Here is a 19,382-nt window from a genome sequence, read left to right as displayed (position 1 = left end):
GCTCAGCCGCGGAACGAGCGGCGGTACGCCTGCGGCGAGACGCCGAGGGCTGCGCGCAGGTGCGCGCGCAGCGACGCCGGCGTGCCGAAGCCGGCCTGCGCGGCCACCTGGTCGACCGGGGCGTCGGTCGACTCCAGCAGGTGCCGGGCCAGCGAGATCCGCTGGGCCGCCAGCCAGCGCAGCGGCGAGTCGCCGGTCTCCTCGCGGAAGCGGCGGGTGAAGGTGCGCACGCTCAGGTGCGCGTGCCCGGCGAGGTCGGCCAGCGTCAGCGGCTCGCCGAGCCGGTCGAGCGCCCAGATCCGGGTGGCCGCCGTCCCGCTGCCGCCGTCCTCGGGCACGGGGCGCTCGACGAACTGCGCCTGCCCGCCGTCCCGCCACGGGGCGACGACGTTGCGCCGGGCGACCCGGTTGGCCACCTCGCTGCCGTGGTCGCGCCGCACCACGTGCAGCAGCAGGTCGATGCCGGCGGCGACCCCGGCCGAGGTGAGCACGTCGCCGTCGTCGACGAAGAGGACGTCGGGGTCGAGGTGCACGGCCGGGAACACCCGGCGGAACTGCTCGGTGTCGCGCCAGTGGGTGGCCGCCGGCCGGCCGTCGAGCAGCCCGGCCGCGGCGAGCACGGAGGCGCCGGTGCACAGGGAGACCAGCCGGGCGCGCCCGGCGGCCTCCCGCAGGGCGGTGCGCAGCGCGTCGGGGATCTCGCCCCGCTCGAGCGCCGGGCCGCCCTCCATCCCGGGGATCACGACGGTCTGCGCGCCGTCCAGCAGGGAGAGGTCGTGGTCGGGCTGGACGGTGAAGCCGTCCGACGTCCGCACCGGTCCGCCGTCGACGCTGCCCACGCGGACCCGGTACAGCGGGCTGCCGGAGCCGTCCTCGGCGAGGGCGAGCAGGCGGTGGGGGAGGCCGAGCTCCCAGGCGACCACCCGGTCGAGCGCCACGACGGCCACCTCGTGCGGTGCGGACGGCGGCATGGCCGGATCCTTGCACTTGTTGGCCGTCCGGCCACTCGTCGCACCGGGGGCCGTCCGGCATCCTCGACCGTCGTGACGAGCACCGCTGCGCCGACGCGCCGGATCCACCCCGCCTGGTGGGTGGCCGCGGTGACCTTCCTGGCCCTCGTCGGCGCGGCCGCGTTCCGCGCCGTCCCCGGCGTGCTCATCGACCCGCTGCACGCCGAGTTCGGCTGGTCGGTCTCCACCATCTCGGCCGCCGTCGCCGTCAACATGGCCCTCTACGGGCTGACCGCGCCGTTCGCCGCCGCGCTCATGGAGCGCTTCGGGATCCGCCGGGTCGTGATGGGGGCGCTGCTGCTCACCGCGCTCGGCAGCGGCCTGACCGTGTTCATGACGGCGAGCTGGCAGCTCATCGTGCTCTGGGGCCTGCTGGTCGGCCTGGGCACGGGCTCGATGGCGTTGGCACTGGTGGCGACCGTGACCGGCCGCTGGTTCGTCGCCCGCCGCGGCCTGGTCAGCGGCATCCTCACCGCGGGCGGCGCGGCCGGCCAGCTGGTGTTCCTCCCGCTGGTCGCGTGGGCCGACGCGCGCTGGGGGTGGCGGACGGCGGCGCTGGGCACCACCGCGGCCGCCCTGGCCGTCGTCCCGCTGGTGGCGTGGCTGCTGCGCGACCGGCCGCGCGACGTGGGCGTCGTCCCCTACGGCGGCACCGCCGCCGACGACGTCGACCCGGTGCGCACCGGCGCGGCGCGCACCGCGCTGCGCGGGCTGGCCGACGCCGCGCGCAGCCGGGTCTTCTGGGTGCTGGCCGTGAGCTTCATGGTGTGCGGCGCCTCGACCAACGGCCTGGTGCAGCCGCACTTCATCCCGGCGGCGCACGACCACGGCATGCCGGTCACCACCGCCGCGGGCCTGCTCGCCGTGGTCGGGATCTTCGACATCGCCGGCACGATCTTCTCCGGCTGGCTGACCGACCGCTACGACCCGCGGCTGCTGCTGCTCACCTACTACCTGTTCCGCGGGCTGTCGCTGTTCCTGCTGCCCTCGCTGTTCGCGCCGGGCGTGGGGCTGTCGATGGTGGCGTTCATCGTCTTCTACGGGCTGGACTGGGTGGCCACCGTGCCGCCGACGCTGGCGCTGTGCCGCGAGTACTTCGGCGCCCGCGCGCCGGTGGTGTTCGGCTGGGTCTTCGCCGCCCACCAGGTCGGCTCGGCGATCGCCGCGTTCGGCGGCGGCGTCGTCCGCGACCTCACCGGCTCCTACAACCCCGCCTGGTACGCCGCCGGGCTGCTCTGCCTCCTGGCCTCGGCGCTGTCGATCTCGATCCGCCGCGGCCCGCGGGACGGCTCGTTCGCCGGGCTGCCGCCGTCACCGGTGCAGGCCGCCGCCGCCTCGACCCACGGCTGAGGCGACGGCCCGGGGCGCGTGCGGCATCGCCACCGCGGCCGCCGCGGCGATGCTGTGCACGCCGAGCCGCTCCCGGACGTGCTCCATGTGCTTGCGCACCGTGCCGACCGACAGGAACAGCTGCGCGGCGATCTCGGCGTAGGACCAGCCGGCCGCGGCCAGCGCCAGCACCTCCCACTCCCGCGGGGTCAGCCGCGGGACGCCGGCCCGGCGTCGCTCGGCGGTGAGCCAGATCTCCTGGACGTGCGGGCGGACCAGCTCGGCGAGCTGCCGTTCCCGCTCGGTGAAGGGCGGGCCGTCGGAGCGGAAGAAGAGGATCCGCCGCGCCTCGCCGGGGGGCGCGGGCAGGGTCAGGACCATCTCGTGGCGGATGCCCGGGAGGAGGTCGGTCATCGGGTCGGCCCGCCGCTCGCGGTCCGAGGCGTAGGCGTCCCCGCTGTGGACGACGCTCATGTCGCCGGTGCGCTGGGCCCAGGAGCACATCCCCCGCCAGGACAGCGGCCAGAACGGGTGCTCCGGTGTCGGCGGGTCCGGACCGACGGGCCCGAAGCGGTCACCGGCGAGCTCGACGCCCTGCATGAGCAGCACCTGGCGGTGCCGGTAGTCGTGGTGCTGGTAGCTGATGTCGTAGTCGCACGGGATCAGCTCGTGCAGGCCCGCGAGGAGGGCCCACGGCATCGCCGGGCCGGGCTCGTCGGCCCGGGCCTCGGCGAGGACGCGGAGCAGGCGGTCGAGGTCGCGCTCGCCCAGGTGACCGTTCGGCATGGCTCCTCCGAAGGCCGGTTCCCCTGCCGGAACGGTAGGACCGCCCGGGTGCCGGCGGAATACGCACGAAGGCGGATACCGGTCCGCGGGCGGGACGAGCAGCGTCGCCGCCGTCCCTGCTGGTCCTCGTCGGAGGAGCCCCCGATGTCCGCCATCTCCTCCCGGCCGGCCCACGTCTGGGCCGCCGGACACCGCCTCCTGCTCGCCCTCGCCGCGGTCGTCCTCGCGGTCGCCGTGACGGTGACCGTCGTCGTGCTCGCCTCCGGCCGGGCGGACCCCGCCACCGGCACCGGGAACCTGCCCGTCGTCGACGACCTCTGCGCCGAGGTCGGCCCCGGCCTGCCCTGCTGACCACTGCCGCTCCCGGCGCCGGGAGAGGTTCGGCTCCCGGCGCCGGGAGCGGTCAGGAGGCGGCGGTCAGGGCGGGGTCGACGCTGCGGCCGCGGATCAGGTCGGCGGCCCGCTCGGCGATCATGATCGTCGGCGCGTTGGTGTTGCCGCGGACCAGCGTCGGCATCACCGAGGCGTCCACCACCCGCAGGCCCTCGAGGCCGTGCACCTTCAGCTGGGGGTCGACGACGGCGAGGTCGTCGACGCCCATCCGGCAGGAGCTCACCGGGTGGTAGAGCGACTCGAGCGTGGCGCGGACCTTCGCCCGCATCGCCTCCCGCCCCGACACCGTGCCGCCCGGCGACCACTCCTCGGCGAGCACCGGGGCCAGCGGCGCCGTCTGCGCGATCTCCCGGGCCTTGCCCACGCCGGCGACCAGGGCGTCGAGGTCGCGCTCGTCGGTGAGGTAGCCGGCGTCGATCGCCGGCGCCCACGACGGGTCGGCCGAGCGCAGCCGCACCGAGCCGCGCGAGTGCACGTGCACCAGCACCGTGGCGGCGGTGAAGGCGTCGACGTCCGGGTCGACCTCGGCCTGCCGCCAGAACTTGACCGGCAGGAAGTGGAACTGCAGGTCGGGCTCGGCGAGGTCGTCGCGGGAGCGGGTGAAGAGCCCCGCCTCGGCCAGGTTCGACGTCAGCGGGCCACGGCGGGCGCCGAACCACTGCGCGTAGCCCGACGGCGACTCGGCCCGGAACAGCGACCTGCCGCTGCGCACGTGCCAGATGACCGGCACGAGCGGGTGGTCCTGCAGCCCCCGGCCGACGCCGGGCAGGTCGTGGACGACGTCGACGCCGACCTCGCGCAGGTGGTCGGCCGGGCCGATGCCCGAGAGCAGGAGCAGCTGCGGCGAGTTGATCGCGCCGCCGGCGAGCACCACCTCGGCCGCGGCGCGGGCGGTGTGCGGCGCGCCGCCGTGGCGGTACTCGACGCCGGTGGCGCGGCCGCCCTCGACCAGCACCCGGGTCGCGTGCGCGCCGGTGAGCACCGTCAGGTTCGGCCGGTCCAGCGCCGGCCGCAGGTAGGCGTCGGCGACCGACCAGCGCCGGCCCCGCCGCTGGGTGACCTGGTAGAAGCCGGCGCCCTCCTGGGTGGGGCCGTTGAAGTCCTCGTTGCGCGGGTAGCCGGCCGCCACCGCGGCCTGGACGACGGCGCGGCTCCACCGGTGCGGCGAGCGGAGGTCCTCCACGCGCAGCGGGCCGCCGACGCCGTGGTGCTCGTCGGCGCCGCGGGCGTTGTCCTCCATGCGCGTGAACAGCGGCAGCACGTGGTCGTAGGACCAGGAGTCGTCGCCGGTGAGCTTGGCCCACTCGTCGTAGTCGGCCGCCGCGCCGCGGACGTAGATCATCGCGTTGAACGACGACGAGCCGCCGAGCATCTTGCCGCGCGGCCAGAACAGCCGGCGGCCGCCGAGACCGGGCTGCGGCTCGGTGGTGTAGTTCCAGTCCCGGCGGGTGCGCCACAGCTTGTACAGCGCCGCGGGGATCTTGACCTCGAGGACGTCGTCGGAGCCGCCGGCCTCGAGCAGGAGCACCTGCAGCGACGGGTCCTCCGACAGCCGCCCGGCCAGCGCGGCGCCGGCCGAGCCCGCCCCGACGACGACGACGTCGTACCCCGCCATCAGCGGTGCCGCCCGTGCACGAGGCCCATCACCCGGGCGAGGGCGTCGGCGGCCTGCGCCGGCCGGCCGAAGCTCATCAGGTCCACCGGGAGGGGAAACTTCCGCCGGGTGATCGCCTTGGCCCGGGTGAACTCCTTGAGGCCGTCCTCGCCGTGGATGCGGCCGAAGCCGCTGTCGCCCACGCCGCCGAAGGGCAGCGCCGGCACCGAGGCGAAGGTGAGCACCGAGTTGACCGACGTCATCCCGCTGCGCATGCGCCGGGCGAGGTCCATCGCCTTGTCCTTGGACCGCGAGAACACCGCGCCGGCCAGGCCGTAGGTCGTGGCGTTGGTCCGCTCGAGCGCCTCCTCGGCGTCGCGCACCTTCGTGATGGTCAGCGTCGGGCCGAAGGTCTCCTCGCGGACGGCGGCGGAGGTCTCGGGCACGTCGACCAGCACGGTCGGGGCGATGAGGCCGCCGTCGACGGTGCCGCCGACCAGCGCCCGCCCGCCGTTCGCCGTCGCGTCCTCGAGGTGGCGGCGCACCACGTCGGCCTGCGACGCCATGGTCATGGGGCCGTAGGCGGCGTCGTCGTCCGACCCCGGCCGCAGGCCCTCGACCTTACGGCGCACCTCGGCGACGAAGGCGTCGTAGACCTTCTCGGTGGCGTACACGCGCTCGATGCCGATGCAGGTCTGCCCGGCGTTGCTCAGCCCACCCCACACGGCCGCGTCGGCGGCCGCGGCGACGTCGGCGTCGTCGTCGACGATCATCGCGTCCTTGCCGCCGAGCTCCATGAGCACGGGCACCAGGTTCTCCGCGCAGGCGGCCATGACCTTCTTCCCGGTCGGCGCCGAGCCGGTGAACGCCACCTTGTCGACGCCGGCGCGGCACAGCGCGCCGCCGGTCTCGCCGAAGCCGGTGACCACCTGGAACGCGTCGGCCGCGTCGGGGACGGCGGCCCGCCAGGCGGCGGCCAGCCACGCGCCCACGGCGGGGGTGTGCTCCGACGGCTTGAACACGACCGCGTTGCCGGCGGCCAGCGCGTAGGCGATCGAGCCCATCGGCGTGAACACCGGGTAGTTCCACGGGCCGATGACGCCGATGACGCCGAGCGGCTGGTACTCCAGGTACGCGGCGTGGTTGGCGGCGAGCAGGCCGGCGCTCACGCGGCGCGGTCCGAGGGTCTTGCGGGCGTGCCCGCCGGCCCACGCGAGGTGGTCGACGGCCAGGGTGATCTCGAGGATGGCGTCGGCGTGGGGCTTGCCGTTCTCCCGGTGCACCAGGTCGGTCAGCTCGTGCATCCGCCGGGCGAGGTAGCCGCGGTAGGCGGCCAGCCGCTGCTTGCGGCCGTCGTACCCGAGGGCCTGCCAGGCCTCGGCGGCCGGCCGGGCCTTCGCGACCGTCTCGCGGACGGCGTCGGCGTCGTGCACGGGGAAGACGCCGACGACGGCGCCGGTGGCCGGATCGGTGGACTCGAACGTCTCGGTGGTGGCGTGCCGGTCGACCGTGCCCGCGGCGACAGCGGTGACCGTGTCCATCTCTTCGGCGAGCGACATGTGGCGGAGGTTACCCCGCAAGTTACCGGCGCGTAGGGTCGGTGTCGGGCGCCGTCAGGACGCCTGCGCCGTCTCCAGCGTCTCCCGGTCGGACTCCAGGACGTCGGCGGCGGCGACGACGATGTTCGGGTCGGGGCGGCCGACCACGCGCTCGTCCTTGCCGTCGTACTCCGACCGGCACAGCAGGTACCGCATCGCCTCGAGGCGGGCCCGCTTCTTGTCGTTGCTCTTGATCACCGTCCACGGCGCCCAGGGGGTGTCGGTGGCGGCGAACATCGCCTCCTTGGCCGCGGTGTAGTCGTCCCAGCGGTCCAGCGAGGCGAGGTCGGTGGGGGAGAGTTTCCACTGCCGGACCGGGTCGAGCTGCCGGACGATGAAGCGGGTGCGCTGCTCGCGGCGCGAGACCGAGAACCAGAACTTGACCAGGCAGATGCCGCTGTCGACGAGCATCCGCTCGAACTCCGGCGCCTGCCGGGTGAAGCGCTCGTACTGCTCGTCGGTGGCGTAGCCCATGACCCGCTCGACGCCGGCGCGGTTGTACCAGGACCGGTCGAACAGCACGATCTCCCCGGCCGCGGGCAGGTGCTGCACGTAGCGCTGGAAGTACCACTGGGTCTGCTCGCGCTCGCTGGGCTTGTCCAGCGCCACCACGCGGGCGCCGCGCGGGTTGAGGTGCTCGGTGAAGCGCTTGATCGTGCCGCCCTTGCCGGCGGCGTCGCGGCCCTCGAAGAGGACGACGACCTGCTGGCCGCTCTCCTTGACCCAGCCCTGGAAGCGCAGCAGCTGGATCTGCAGGCGGCGCTTCTCCCGCTCGTACACCCCCCGCGGCAGCTTCTCGTCGTACGGGTAGCCCTCGCGCCAGGTCTCGACCAGCCGCCCGTCGGGGCCGAACAGGGCGCCGTCGTCGTCCCAGTCCTCGTCGGAGTCCTCGTCGGGCAGCGCCTGGAGGCGGTACTGCGAGAGGTCGACGGTCGAGGCGAGGGGCGGGGCGTCGGTGCTCACACCGGCGCACTACCCGCCCGCGGGCGCTGCGATGCTGTCGGCGTGCCCGACCCCTTCGACACCGCGGGGATCGGGCGGCGGGTGCTCGCGGCGTGGGCGGACAGCCCGGCCCGCTTCCGGGAGGACGCCAACGCGGAGGAGGACCTGGTCCGCGGCGGCTATCGCGACCGGGTGCTGGTCGAGCTGGCGCAGAACGCCGCCGACGCCGCGCTGCGGGCCGGCGAGCGCGGCGTGCTGCGGCTGGAGCTGCGCGCCGACGAGCTGCGGGCCGCCAACACCGGGGCGCCGCTGGACGCCGCGGGCGTGCAGGCGCTGGTCACCCTCCGGGCGTCGGCGAAGCGGGACGGGTCGACGGTGGGCCGGTTCGGCGTGGGGTTCGCCGCGGTGCTGGCGGTCAGCGACGAGCCGGCCGTCGTCTCGGTCTCCGGCGGCGTGGCGTTCAGCGCCGGGCGCACCCGCGCGGAGGTGGCCGCCGTCCCCGCCCTGGCCGGCGAGCTGGCCCGCCGGGACGGTGCGGTGCCGGTGCTGCGGCTGCCGTGGCCGGCGCCCGGCTCCCCGCCGGAGGGGTTCGCCACCGAGGTCGTGCTGCCGCTGCGGCCGGGCGCCCACGCGACCGTGCGGACCGCCCTCGGCGCCGTCCAGGCCGAGCTGCTGCTCGCCCTCCCCGGCCTGGAGCGGATCGACGTCGTCGTCGGCGACGCCGTCCGCACCCTGACCGTCGAACCGCTTTCCGCACCGAGAGCGGGACCGCTTCCGGTGCGGAAAGCGGTGTTGTCGGACGGCGGGCGGACGACGGTGTGGCAGGTGGCAGAACGGTCGGGGGAGCTGCCGGCCGCGCTGTTCGCCGAGCGGCCGGTCGAGGAGCGCGAGCGCCGCGGCTACACCGTCACCTGCGCCGCGCCCCTGGACGACGACGGCCGGCCCCGCCCGCTGCCGGTGCCGCAGGTCGTGCACGCGCCGACGCCGAGCGACGAGCCCCTGGCGCTGCCCGTCCGGCTGATCGCGCCGTTCCCGCTCGGGCCCGACCGGCGGCACGTGCTGCCCGGGCCGGTCACCGCCGCGCTGGCCGAGGTCGCCGCCGACGCCTGCGCCGACCTGGTCGCGGCGCTGCCCCGCGACGCCGCCGTCCTCGGCCTGGTGCCGCGGACCGGGCTGGCCGCCGCCGAGCTCGACGCCGTCCTCGGCGCCGCGGTGCTCGACCGGCTGCGCGCCGCCGCGTGGCTGCCCGTGGCCGGGGACGACGACGCGGTGCAGCCGCCCTGGCGCGCCGCGGTCCTCGACGACCCGACCGACGAGCGGGTCGCGGCGCTGACCGGCGTCGTGCCGGGGCTGCTGCCGGCGAGCTGGTCGCGCCGGGCCGACGCGCCGGCGCGGACCGCGCTCGGCGTGCGGCGGGTCGGTCTCGCCGACGTGGTCGAGGCAGTCCGCGGCGTCGACCAGCCGCCGGCCTGGTGGGCCGGCCTCTACGCGGCGTTCGCCGACGCCGACCGCGAGGAGCTGGGCGCGCTGCCGGTCCCGCTCGCCGACGGCCGCACCGCGCACGGCGCCGCCGGCGTGCTGCTGCCCGAGCCCGGGCTGCCGGTGGAGCGGCTCGGTCCGCTGGGCCTGCGCGTCGCGCACCCGGAGGCCGTCGCGGGGCCGGATGGGCGGCGGTTGCTGGAGCGGCTGGGCGCGCGCCCGGCCACGGCGGCCGCGGTGCTGGCCGACCCGGCCGTGCGGGCCGCGGTCGAGGAGTCGGTGGACGCCGTCGACGAGCTCGACGGGCCCGATCCGCGCGCGCTGGCCGACGCCGTGCTGGCGCTGGTGGCCGCCGCCCGCCCGGCGCCCGGGGAGCTGCCGTGGCTGGCCGAGCTCGCGCTCCCCGACGCCGACGGCGGGTGGGCGCCGGCCGGTGAGCTGGTGCTGCCCGGCTCGCCGCTGGCCGCCGTCCTCGCCCAGGGCGCGCTCGGGCTGCTCGACCCCGCGCTGGCCGGCGACCCCGAGGCGCTGCGGGCGGTCGGCGTCCTCGGCACCTTCGCGCTGGTCACCGCCGACGACCCGGACGAGCTCGACGTCGACGGCGCCGAGGACTGGGCCGACGCCGTCCTCGACCGGCTGCCGCCCGGTGCGCCGCCGCCCGCCTGGCCGTCGCTGACCGCCGTCCGCGACCTCGAGCTGGTCGTCGACTGGGCGGGTGCCCTCCCGCTGCTGGCCGCGCTGCCGGCCGCGGCGTGGGCCGACGTGCGGCTCGGCGAGGTCGCCGTCCCGTCGTACCTGCGGTGGTGGCTGTCGACCCATCCCGTCCTGGAGGGACGGCGACCCGACCGGCTGCGCGACCCCCGCGGCACCTCGTTGCAGGGACTGTACGAACCGGCCGCCGCCGACCCGGCGCTGCTGGACCTGCTGCGGCCGCCGGCCACGGTGGACGACGTCCTCGCCGACGTCGACGGCGCGCTCGACCTGCTCGAGCGGCTCGGCGACCGGGCCCGCACCGTGCGCCCCGAGGTGCTGCGCACGGTCTACGCCCGGCTGGCCGCGGCTCTCGACGGGGTCGACGTCGCGCCGCCGGCCCGGATCCGGGTGGCGCCCGACCGCGTGGTCGAGGACGCCGTCGTGCTCGACGTGCCGTGGGTGCAGCCGCTGGTCGACGCGCCGCTGGTGCCCGCCGGCGGTGACCCCGAGGCGGTCGCCGACCTGCTCGACCTGCCGCTGGCGAGCGAGCTCGTGTCGGGTGCCCCGGACGGCACGCCGGAGCGGCGGCTGCCCTGGCGAGAGGTGCCGGGCGCCGCGCTGGCCGCGGCCCGGCTGGGCCTGGACGACCTGGACGGCGAGGTGGCCGTGCACGCCGCGCTCACCGTCGGCGGCCGGCGGGTGCCCTGGTGGCCCGGGGCGGACGTCGACGCCGTGGACGGGACGCCGGACGCCAGCGGCCGGGCGCTGGCCTGGCGGGCGGGCGCGTGGCCACTCCGCCAGGCCGTGGCCGAGGCGTTCGCACACCCCGACCGCGCCGACCAGCTGGCCGCCGAGGACGGCGTGACGGGCTGACCGTCAGTGCCAGCGCGGTGCCGCCATCGCGCCGGGGGCGTGGCCGTGACCGTTGGACGACCGACCGCGGGCGCCGCGGGCCACCGGCGCCCCGGCCGCCGGCACCCGGCCGGACGTCGTCCAGACGGCGAACAGCGACAGCCACTGCTCGGCGGAGAGCGACGCCGGGCGAGCGGTGGGCGACACCCCCTGCGTGTGCAGCCAGCGGAAGCCCGCCGGCCCGGGCAGGGCCGACCGGAGCGCCGGGCCGAGCGACGACGAGGCGAGGACGGCCGAGGTCAGCCGGTCGAACCGGGCGGCCTCGTCGGCGGGGAGGGCGGCGCGGGCGGTGGCGACCGCGCCGTCGGCGGGGGAGTGGGCAGGGCGTGACAAGGCGGTACCTCCTGCGGGCAGCGGCGCCGGCCCGGGGCGCGGGGCAGCCCGGGACGGGGAAGGGGAGCGGAGAGGGAGCCGGCGGTCAGCGGTGCCGGCGGGAGCGGCTCAGCGGGCCGCTCGGCGCGAGCCGTTCAGGAACGGCGCAGCCGCAGGGAGTTCCACACGCGCAGCACGCTAGCCAGCGGCCGCGAGGGCCGTCGAACGATTTACCGGCCGCCCTTGCGCGCCTGGTGGGCCTCCCACAGCGCCCGGTCCCTGGCGCGGGCGTCCTTGGTCCGCTCCCGCTTGGCGGCGCGCTTGCGGGCGCGGTCGAGCTCGCGCTGCTCGAAGGTCGGGTGGCGCTCCCAGTCACCCGCGACGGCCACCACCACGACCAGCGTCGCGGCGAAGATGCCTACGAAGGCGGCGAGGACGGGGTGGAGCAGCCAGACCGCCAGGCCGGTGAGCACCGCCCAGACGGCACCTCCGAGAAGCCACCGTTTCGCCACGCATCCAGTATCCGCCACGGCCGTGCGGAACGGGATCGGTGGTGCGCAACCGGTCGGGGCCGCGGTGCCTTGCGGTGCGGTGATCCGCTCCGTACCGTCGGGGGCAGCGGTTCAACCACCAGCCGTGAACTGCCAGTGTCGAGTTGTCCGTCGTCCCCGACGCCGTATCGCTCTCATTGGTCCGGACCTCGATGTGAAGAGGTGCTCGTGACCGCAACGCTCGACCCTCCCTCCGGCGACCTCCTGACGCTGTCCGCGACCGTCGACGGCGCCACCGCCCGCGTCTCCACCACCGGTGAGATCGACTCCTCCTCGGCGCCGGACCTGCGCGCCGAGCTCGACCGGCTCCTCGAGGCCGGTGCCCGTGAACTCGAGGTCGACCTCACCGGCGTGACCTTCCTCGACTCGGCCGGCCTGTGCGTGCTCGCCGCCGCCCACCGGCGCGCCGCCGCCGAGGGCGTGCGCCTGCGCGTGCGCGCCTCCAGCCGCGCGGTGATCCGCCCGCTGCAGATCACCGGGCTGTTCGACCTGCTCCGCGTCGAGACCACCTGACCCCTAGGCGGACTGCAGGTAGCGCCGCCGCAGCACGTGCTTGAGCAGCTTCCCCGTCGGCGTCCTCGGCAGCTCGTCGACGGCGTCGATGCGGCGCGGGCACTTGAACCCGGCCAGCCGTGACCGGCACAGGTCGGCCAGCTCCTGCCCCAGCTCCGGGGTCCACGGGACCCCGGCGGCGGGCTGGACGACGGCCGTGACCGCCTCGCCCATCTCCTCGTCGGGCACGCCGATCACCGCGACGTCGTAGACCGCGGGGTGCTCGATGAGCACGTCCTCGATCTCGCGCGGGTAGATGTTCACCCCGCCCGAGATGATCATGTGCGACTGCCGGTCGGTGAGGTACAGGAACCGGTCCTCGTCGAGGTATCCCATGTCGCCGACCGTCGTCCATGTGGGGTGGTCGGGGTGCTGCGCCGCGGCGGTCTTCTCCGGGTCGTTGAGGTAGCTGAAGGGCACCTCGTCGCGCTCGAAGTAGATGACGCCGCTCTCGCCGGGCGGGAGCTCGCGGCCGTCGTCGCCGACGACGTGCGCGGTGCCCAGGACGCCGTCCCGGCCCACCGAGCCCGGCTTCTCCAGCCACTGCCGGCTGTCGATGAACGTGATGCCGAGACCCTCGGTGGCGCTGTAGTACTCGTAGAGCACCGGGCCCCACCAGTCGATCATCGCCCGCTTCACCTCGACCGGGCACGGCGCCGCCGCGTGCACCGCCACCCGCAGGCTCGACACGTCGTAGCGGGCCCGCACCGCCTCGGGCAGCTTGAGCATGCGGACGAACATCGTCGGCACCCACTGGCTGTGCGTGACCCGGAACCTCTCGATCGCGGCCAGCGCGCCCTCGGCGTCGAACGACTCCATCATCACGACGGTGCCGCCGACCGAGTGGACGACGCCGACGAAGCGCAGCGGCGCGGCGTGGTAGATCGGTGCGGGGGACAGGTAGACGGTGTCCTCGCCGAACCCGTACATCGGCTGGAACACCGCGACGTAGGTGTCGCCGGGCTCGGTCACGTCCCGGTCCGGCAGCGCCGGCTTGATCCCCTTGGGCCGGCCGGTCGTGCCGGAGCTGTAGAGCATGTCCGCGCCGCGCGGCTGCTCGGCGGGAGGCACGGGCGAGGCCGCGGCGAGGGCGGCCTCGTAGTCGCCGAAGCCCTCGATCGCGCCGGCGAAGGCCAGGGCCTCGGTGATCGCGGGGGTGGCCGCGCGGACCTCGCGGGCCAGCCCGCCGAGCGCGGCGGAGGCGATGAGCACCCGGGCGCCGCAGTCGCCGACGACGTAGGCCGCCTCACCCGCCGTGAGGTGCCAGTTCACCGCGGTCACGTACAGCCCGGCGCGCTGGCAGGCCCAGTAGACCTCGCACGCCTGGGGCCGGTTGTCGGTGAGCAGCGCGACGACGTCCCCCGGGCGCAGACCCAGCCGGCGCAGGTGGTCGGCCAGCCGCACCGAGCGCTCCTCGAGCTGCGCGTAGGTCAGCGTCTCCCCGGACCCGGCCATGACGACGGCGGGCCGGTCGGGCGCGGTGGTGGCGAAGACGCCGGGATAGGGCACGCAGGACCTCCGAGCGGGCAATCCATCACGGGCTCGTAACGAATCGACGCACTGGAGTGACCCCACCCTTCCAGCGCGCCGCATCGTCACCCTAGTGTCGCTGCTCACACCGAGTGAGTGACCAGGGTCACTTTTCGTTGCCGAGTGCAACGTGTTCAGACGAGGGGCGGTCGGTTGCTCGCAGTCCAGAACCTCGAGGTCGTCTACGACGACGTCGTCCTCGTGCTGCGCGGGGTGAGCGTGGAGATCCCCGACAAGCAGATCGTCACGCTGCTCGGGGCCAACGGCTCCGGGAAGACGACGCTGCTGCGGGCGCTGTCCGGGCTGCTCGACATCCACCACGGGGAGGTCACCCGCGGCCGGATCACCCTGGACGGCGACCGGATCGACCACCTCGACCCGCAGCAGATCGTCGCCCGGGGGATCAGCCAGGTGCTGGAGGGCCGGCGGGTCTTCGCCGAGTTCAGCGTCGAGGAGAACCTGCGGATCGGCGCGCACACCAAGCCCAAGCAGCGCGCCGCGAACCTGGAGCGGGTCTTCGACCTGTTCCCGCGGCTGCTGGAGCGCCGCACCCAGACGGCCGGCTACCTCTCCGGCGGCGAGCAGCAGATGCTCGCCATGGGGCGGGCGCTGATGAGCGACCCCCGGTACCTGCTGCTCGACGAGCCGAGCCTCGGGCTGGCGCCGCAGCTGGTCGGCTCGATCCGAGACCTGATCACGGCGATCAACGAGCAGGGCACCACGGTGCTGCTGGTCGAGCAGAACGCGTCGATGGCGCTGTCGATCGCCGACCACGGCTACGTGCTGGAGAACGGCCGGGTCGTCATGGACAAGCCCGCCGCCGCGCTGCGCGACGACGAGGACATCCAGGAGTTCTACCTGGGCCTGGGCGCGGAGGGGTCGGAGCGGTCGTTCCGCGACGTCAAGCACTACCGGCGGCGGAAGCGGTGGCTGTCATGACCGAGCCGGTCCTCGAGGTCAGCGACGTCACCCTGAAGTTCAAGGGCGTGACGGCGGTCAACGGGGTGTCGTTCACGGTGGGCCCGCAGGAGCTCTTCGCCGTCATCGGCCCGAACGGCGCCGGGAAGACGTCGATCTTCAACGTCCTGTCCGGGGTCTACCGGCCCCAGGAGGGCCGGGTCCGCTTCCTCGGCGAGGACGTCCTCGGGCTGCGGCCGCACACCATCGCCGCCCGGGGGCTGGCCCGCACGTTCCAGAACATCGAGCTGTTCGAGAACCTGACGGTGATCGACAACCTCATGCTGGGCCGGGCGCACACCGTGCGGTACGGGATGCTCGCCGCGGCCGGCTGGCTCGGCCCCGCGCGCAAGAGCGAGATCGCCGACCGGGCCGCTGTCGAGGAGATCGTCGACTTCCTCGAGCTGGCCTCCTACCGGGCGTTCCCCGTCGGACTGCTGCCGTACGGCGTGCAGAAGCGGGTGGAGCTCGGCCGGGCGCTGGCCATGGGCCCGCGGCTGCTGCTGCTCGACGAGCCGGTCGCCGGGATGAACCTCGAGGAGACCGAGGACACCGCCCGCTTCATCCTCGACATCCGCGACGAGCTGAAGATCCCGATGATCATGGTCGAGCACGACATGGGCCTGGTCATGGACCTCGCCGACCGCGTGATGGTCGTGGACTTCGGCGTCCCCATCACGACCGGGACGCCGCCCGAGGTGCAGCGCAACCCCGACGTCATCCGGGCCTACCTGGGCGAGGACCACGCGACCGGCGGGCGCCGGTCGAAGGGCAGCACGGCAGCAGGAGGTGCTCCGTGACCACCACCGCCGACCCCCGCACCGGCGTCGCCTCGACCGCGACGACGACGGTCGTCACCCGCGTCCGCGACCGCGCGGTCGCCACCCCCACCGGGGTGGCGATGCGGTCGAAGGCGTTCGGCCTCTGGCGGGAGACCACCTGGGCCGCGTACTGGGAGGAGATCCAGGACGTCGGCCACGCGCTGCTGGCCCTCGGGGTGACCCGCGGCGGCCGGATCGCGATCCAGTCGGAGAACCGGCAGGAGTGGCTGACCGCCGACCTGGGCGCCGTGGCGATCGGCGCGGCCACCGTCGGCATCTACCCGACCAACCCGGCCGCCGAGGTGGTGCACCTGCTGCGCGACTCCGGGGCCACCGTCCTGGTCGCCGAGGACCAGGAGCAGGTGGACAAGGCGCTGGAGGTCACCGCCGAGACGCCGGAGCTGAGCACGATCGTCTACATCGAGCCGCGCGGCATCCGCGGCCGCTACGACGACCCGCGCCTGCTGCACTGGGACGACTTCCTCGCCCGCGGCCGCGAGCACCGCGCCGCGCACCCGGGCGCCGTCGAGGACGCCATGGCGCAGACGCAGCCCGGCGACCTGATGACGCTCATCTACACCTCGGGCACCACCGGCCTGCCCAAGGGCGCCATGCTCACCGTCGCCAACGTCGAGGCGACCATGGCCGCGCTCACCGGCCCCGGGCTGGTCGAGCCGCCGGCCGGCCCCAAGGACCTCGCGCTGTCCTATCTGCCGCTGTCCCACGTCGCCGAGCGCATCTTCACCACCTGGAACAACGCCGCGACCGGCATCCAGGTGAACTTCGCCGAGTCGATCGAGACCGTCCCGGAGAACCTCCGCGAGATCCAGCCGACCTTCTTCTTCGCCGTCCCCCGCATCTGGGAGAAGCTGCTGGCCACCGTCCAGGTCAAGCAGGCGGCGGCCAGCCCGCTCAAGGGCGCGCTCGGCCGCGCCGGGCTGTCGCTGGCCGCGGGCGTGGGGGAGACCCTGGCCCGAACCGGCGGCCGGCACACGGCGGGCTCCCGCCTGAAGTTCGCGCTGGCGTGGGTGCTCGTCGTCCGGGCGCTGCGCGAGCGGCTGGGCCTGCGGCGGGTGCGCTGGGCCGGCTGCGGCGCCGCGCCGGTCGCCCTCGACGTGCTCAAGTTCTTCCTCGGCCTCGGCATCCCGATCTACGAGCTCTACGGGATGACCGAGAACACCGCGTCGGCCACGGCCAACAAGCCGGGCCGCTGGAAGCTCGGCACGGTCGGCGTCCCCCACCCCGACGTGGAGCTGCGCATCGACGAGCTCACCGGCGAGGTGCTGACCCGCGGGCCGGCCACCTTCCTCGGCTACTGGAACCGGCCCGAGGCGACCGCGTCGACCATCGACGACGACGGCTGGCTGCACACCGGTGACGTCGGGGTCGTCGACGAGGACGGCTTCCTGCGGATCACCGACCGCATGAAGGACATCATGATCACCGCGGGCGGCAAGAACATCGCGCCGTCGGAGATCGAGAACGCCCTCAAGGTCAGCCCGTACATCAAGGAAGCGGTGCTGATCGGCGACCGCCGTCCCTACCTGACCGCGCTGATCGGCATCGAGCCCGACACCGTCTCCGACTGGGCGCAGCAGAACCGGATCGCCTTCACCACCTACCGCGACCTCACGCAGAAGGAGGAGGTCAGGGACCTGGTGCAGGGGATCGTCACCGACGTCAACAAGAACCTCGCCACCGTCGAGCAGATCAAGTCGTTCCGGCTGCTGCCGAAGCTGCTCGACCACGAGGACGGCGAGCTGACCGCCACGCAGAAGGTGCGCCGGTCGGCCATGGCCGAGCGCTTCACCGACCTCGTCGAGTCGATGTACTCCGGTGGGGGACGCCGCTGATGGCCGAGGTCGTCGCCACCTTCGTCCGCGGGCTCGGGTTCGGGTCGCTGTACGCCATGCTCGCGGTCAGCTTCGTGATCATCTACAAGTCGTCGAAGGTGATCAGCTTCGCGCAGCCGGCGCTCATGCTGGCCGGCGCGGTGCTGGTCAGCTACCTCGCCGGGCCGGTCGGCTTCTACCTCGCCGTCCCGATCGCCGCGGTCGCCCTGGCCTTCGTGGGGCTCGGCGTCGAGCGGACGACGATCCGCCCGATGATCGGCCGGCCGGTCTTCGTGGTCGCGATCATCACGCTCGGCCTCGACATCGCCATCCGGGTCGTGGTCAACGTCTTCATCGGCGCCAACGTGCGCCAGGTCGGGGACCCGTGGGGGCTGTCCACCGTCGACATCGCGGGCATCCGGATCCAGCAGCGCTACATCGCGATGATCGTGGTGCTCGTCGTCGTGGTCGCCGCCCTCTTCGCCTTCTTCCGGTACAGCCGGTGGGGGCTGGCCATGCGGGCGGCCTCGCTCGACCAGGAGACGGCGCTGGTGCAGGGCGTCTCGGTCGGCGGCGTGATGGCGCTGTCGTGGGCGATGGCCGGCGGGCTGGCCGCGGTCGCCGGGGCGTTCGTCGGCACCGGCGGCGGTGTGGACCAGTCCACCTGGATCATCGCGCTCAAGGCGCTGCCGGCGATCATCATCGGCGGCCTGGACTCCATCGAGGGCGCCGTCATCGGCGGGCTCCTCGTCGGTGTCTTCGAGTCCTTCGTCGCCGCGTACCAGGACGACTTCGCGCCCTGGCTGGGGCAGAACTTCGCGCTGGTCTCGCCGTACGTGCTGCTGTTCATCGTGCTGCTCGTCAAGCCCTACGGACTCCTGGGCACGAGGGAAGTGGAACGGGTATGACGACCACCGAGCCGCGCACCGGGACGTCGGCGCCGGAGCCGGCCCGCGGCCGTGCCCGGCGCCCGCGCGGCCGCCCGGCCATGTACACCGCGTACGCGCAGGACATGGCGCTGTTCAACACCGGCGCCAAGCGGGCCGGCGTCGCCGTGCTGCTGGTGGTCGCCGCACTCGCGCCGTTCCTGTTCCAGGACGACATGCTGCGGCTGCTGGCCATCGGCTGCGTGACGTCGATCGGCGCCATCGGGCTCAACCTGGTCACCGGCTACGCGGGGCAGGTGTCGCTCGGGCACGCCTTCTTCATCGGGGTGGGCGCCTACACCGCCTCGGTCGTCTCCGGCGACCCGACCGACGAGGACGTCTGGGGCTTCGGCATCACGTTCCTGCCGGTCTGGATGCTCGCCGCCGGCATCGTCGCCGCGCTGCTCGGGCTCCTCGTCTCGCCGCTGGCCAGCCGGCTGCGCGGGCTGTACCTCGCCATCGTCACCCTCGGCCTGGTCTTCATCGGCGAACACATCTTCCGCGAGTGGGACTCGCTCACCGGCGGCGTGGGCGTCGGCCGGCAGGGGCCCGACCCCGTGCTGTTCGGCACCGACCTCTCCCGCCGCACCGAGTCGTTCTCGGGCGACCAGCAGATGTACTGGCTGATGCTGGTGCTGCTGATCGTCTTCGCCGTGGTGGGCCGCAACATCGCCCGCTCGGCGATGGGCCGCAGCTTCGCCGCGGTGCGCGACCGCGACATCGCCGCGGAGATCACCGGGGTGGATGTGCGGCAGGTCAAGCGCCGGGCGTTCGTGGTGTCGAGCTTCTACGCCGGCTGCGCGGGGGCGCTGTGGTACTCGATCCTCGGCTACATCGACCCGGCGTCGTTCGGGCTGCTCGTGTCGGTGCAGTTCATCGCGATGGTGCTGATCGGCGGGGTCGCGACGATCTCCGGCTCGATCATGGGCGCCTTCTTCATCGCGCTGCTGCCGCGGCTCACCCGCGAGTTGCCGGAGTACCTGCCGTTCCTGTCCTCGTCGGCGACCGAGACGCCCAACGTCTTCCAGGTGGAGACGCTGCTCTACGGCCTGCTGATCGTGATCTTCCTGATCTTCGAGCCGCGGGGGCTGTTCGGGCTCTGGATCCGGTTCCGCAACTACTGGAAGGCCTGGCCCTTCAGCTACTAGCCGCACCACCACGTCGT

17 protein-coding genes are annotated in these 19,382 nt (G+C 74.4%); 9 read left to right on the top strand and 8 right to left on the bottom strand.

The features are described 5' to 3' along the window. Nucleotides 1-2 precede the first annotated feature (2 nt). Nucleotides 3-971: a GlxA family transcriptional regulator gene (locus tag ACI797_RS17625; protein ID WP_456860046.1), complete on the bottom strand. Its 969-nt coding sequence runs from the start codon at nt 969-971 to the stop codon at nt 3-5. 72 nt (nt 972-1,043) lie between these two features. Between ACI797_RS17625 and ACI797_RS17620 the strand changes: the two genes are divergently transcribed. Beyond that, nucleotides 1,044-2,360, top strand: coding sequence for an MFS transporter (locus ACI797_RS17620; RefSeq protein ID WP_456860045.1), 1,317 nt, complete (start codon nt 1,044-1,046; stop codon nt 2,358-2,360). On the opposite strand, the gene ACI797_RS17615 is transcribed toward ACI797_RS17620, so the two are convergent. Continuing rightward, the gene (locus tag ACI797_RS17615; protein ID WP_456860044.1) at nt 2,322-3,125 is read right to left on the bottom strand and encodes a helix-turn-helix transcriptional regulator; all 804 of its coding nucleotides are present in this window, start codon (nt 3,123-3,125) and stop codon (nt 2,322-2,324) included. The genes ACI797_RS17620 and ACI797_RS17615 overlap by 39 nt on opposite strands. Nucleotides 3,126-3,269: 144 nt before the next feature. On the opposite strand from ACI797_RS17615, the gene ACI797_RS17610 reads away from it, so the two are divergent. Further along, a complete protein-coding gene (locus ACI797_RS17610; protein ID WP_456860043.1) occupies nt 3,270-3,476 on the top strand; it encodes a hypothetical protein in 207 nt (68 codons plus the stop codon). Nucleotides 3,477-3,528: 52 nt separating this feature from the next. Here ACI797_RS17610 and ACI797_RS17605 read toward each other — a convergent pair whose 3' ends face one another. From ACI797_RS17605 to ppk2, 3 genes are read right to left on the bottom strand one after another with little or no spacing between them, the layout of a single operon-like run. After that, nucleotides 3,529-5,133: a GMC family oxidoreductase gene (locus tag ACI797_RS17605; RefSeq protein ID WP_456860042.1), complete on the bottom strand. Its 1,605-nt coding sequence runs from the start codon at nt 5,131-5,133 to the stop codon at nt 3,529-3,531. Then, nucleotides 5,133-6,671 carry an aldehyde dehydrogenase family protein gene (locus tag ACI797_RS17600; RefSeq protein WP_456860041.1) on the bottom strand — a complete coding sequence of 513 codons (1,539 nt, stop codon included), beginning with the start codon at nt 6,669-6,671 and terminating at the stop codon, nt 5,133-5,135. The genes ACI797_RS17605 and ACI797_RS17600 overlap by 1 nt, the downstream gene beginning before the upstream one ends. Nucleotides 6,672-6,725: 54 nt before the next feature. Next, a complete protein-coding gene (ppk2, locus tag ACI797_RS17595; protein WP_456860040.1) occupies nt 6,726-7,673 on the bottom strand; it encodes a polyphosphate kinase 2 in 948 nt (315 codons plus the stop codon). A 42-nt stretch (nt 7,674-7,715) separates the two neighbouring features. Here ppk2 and ACI797_RS17590 point away from each other — a divergent pair, with 42 nt between their 5' ends. Then, nucleotides 7,716-10,697, top strand: coding sequence for a sacsin N-terminal ATP-binding-like domain-containing protein (locus ACI797_RS17590; protein ID WP_456860039.1), 2,982 nt, complete (start codon nt 7,716-7,718; stop codon nt 10,695-10,697). A gap of 3 nt (nt 10,698-10,700) precedes the next feature. Here ACI797_RS17590 and ACI797_RS17585 read toward each other — a convergent pair whose 3' ends face one another. Next, nucleotides 10,701-11,069 (bottom strand): hypothetical protein, encoded by a 369-nt coding sequence (locus ACI797_RS17585; protein WP_456860038.1) that lies wholly within the window; start codon nt 11,067-11,069, stop codon nt 10,701-10,703. Nucleotides 11,070-11,278: 209 nt separating this feature from the next. Beyond that, a complete protein-coding gene (locus ACI797_RS17580) occupies nt 11,279-11,560 on the bottom strand; it encodes a hypothetical protein (RefSeq protein ID WP_456860037.1) in 282 nt (93 codons plus the stop codon). A 207-nt stretch (nt 11,561-11,767) separates the two neighbouring features. Here ACI797_RS17580 and ACI797_RS17575 point away from each other — a divergent pair, with 207 nt between their 5' ends. Next, nucleotides 11,768-12,112, top strand: a complete 345-nt coding sequence (locus ACI797_RS17575; protein ID WP_456860036.1) for an STAS domain-containing protein — start codon at nt 11,768-11,770, stop codon at nt 12,110-12,112. Between the two features lie 3 nt (nt 12,113-12,115). Here ACI797_RS17575 and ACI797_RS17570 read toward each other — a convergent pair whose 3' ends face one another. Beyond that, nucleotides 12,116-13,660: an acyl-CoA synthetase gene (locus ACI797_RS17570; RefSeq protein ID WP_456860035.1), complete on the bottom strand. Its 1,545-nt coding sequence runs from the start codon at nt 13,658-13,660 to the stop codon at nt 12,116-12,118. Nucleotides 13,661-13,834: 174 nt separating this feature from the next. On the opposite strand from ACI797_RS17570, the gene ACI797_RS17565 reads away from it, so the two are divergent. From ACI797_RS17565 to ACI797_RS17545, 5 genes are read left to right on the top strand one after another with little or no spacing between them, the layout of a single operon-like run. Next, on the top strand, nt 13,835-14,620 hold the full coding sequence (locus ACI797_RS17565) for an ABC transporter ATP-binding protein (protein WP_456860034.1): 786 nt from the start codon (nt 13,835-13,837) through the stop codon (nt 14,618-14,620). Next, nucleotides 14,617-15,438: an ABC transporter ATP-binding protein gene (locus ACI797_RS17560; RefSeq protein WP_456540884.1), complete on the top strand. Its 822-nt coding sequence runs from the start codon at nt 14,617-14,619 to the stop codon at nt 15,436-15,438. Before ACI797_RS17565 ends, ACI797_RS17560 begins: the two co-directional genes overlap by 4 nt. Continuing rightward, entirely contained in the window at nt 15,435-17,312 is a 1,878-nt protein-coding gene (locus ACI797_RS17555) for an AMP-dependent synthetase/ligase (protein WP_456860033.1), read from the top strand. The genes ACI797_RS17560 and ACI797_RS17555 overlap by 4 nt, the downstream gene beginning before the upstream one ends. Continuing rightward, on the top strand, nt 17,312-18,199 hold the full coding sequence (locus ACI797_RS17550; RefSeq protein WP_456860032.1) for a branched-chain amino acid ABC transporter permease: 888 nt from the start codon (nt 17,312-17,314) through the stop codon (nt 18,197-18,199). The genes ACI797_RS17555 and ACI797_RS17550 overlap by 1 nt, the downstream gene beginning before the upstream one ends. Beyond that, nucleotides 18,196-19,365, top strand: coding sequence for a branched-chain amino acid ABC transporter permease (locus ACI797_RS17545; protein WP_456860031.1), 1,170 nt, complete (start codon nt 18,196-18,198; stop codon nt 19,363-19,365). The genes ACI797_RS17550 and ACI797_RS17545 overlap by 4 nt, the downstream gene beginning before the upstream one ends. Nucleotides 19,366-19,382 lie beyond the last annotated feature (17 nt).

This window comes from Geodermatophilus sp. SYSU D00691, from assembly GCF_054050275.1.
The sequence above is the reverse complement of the archived record's forward strand: the minus strand, read 5'-3'. Positions and strand labels throughout refer to the sequence as shown.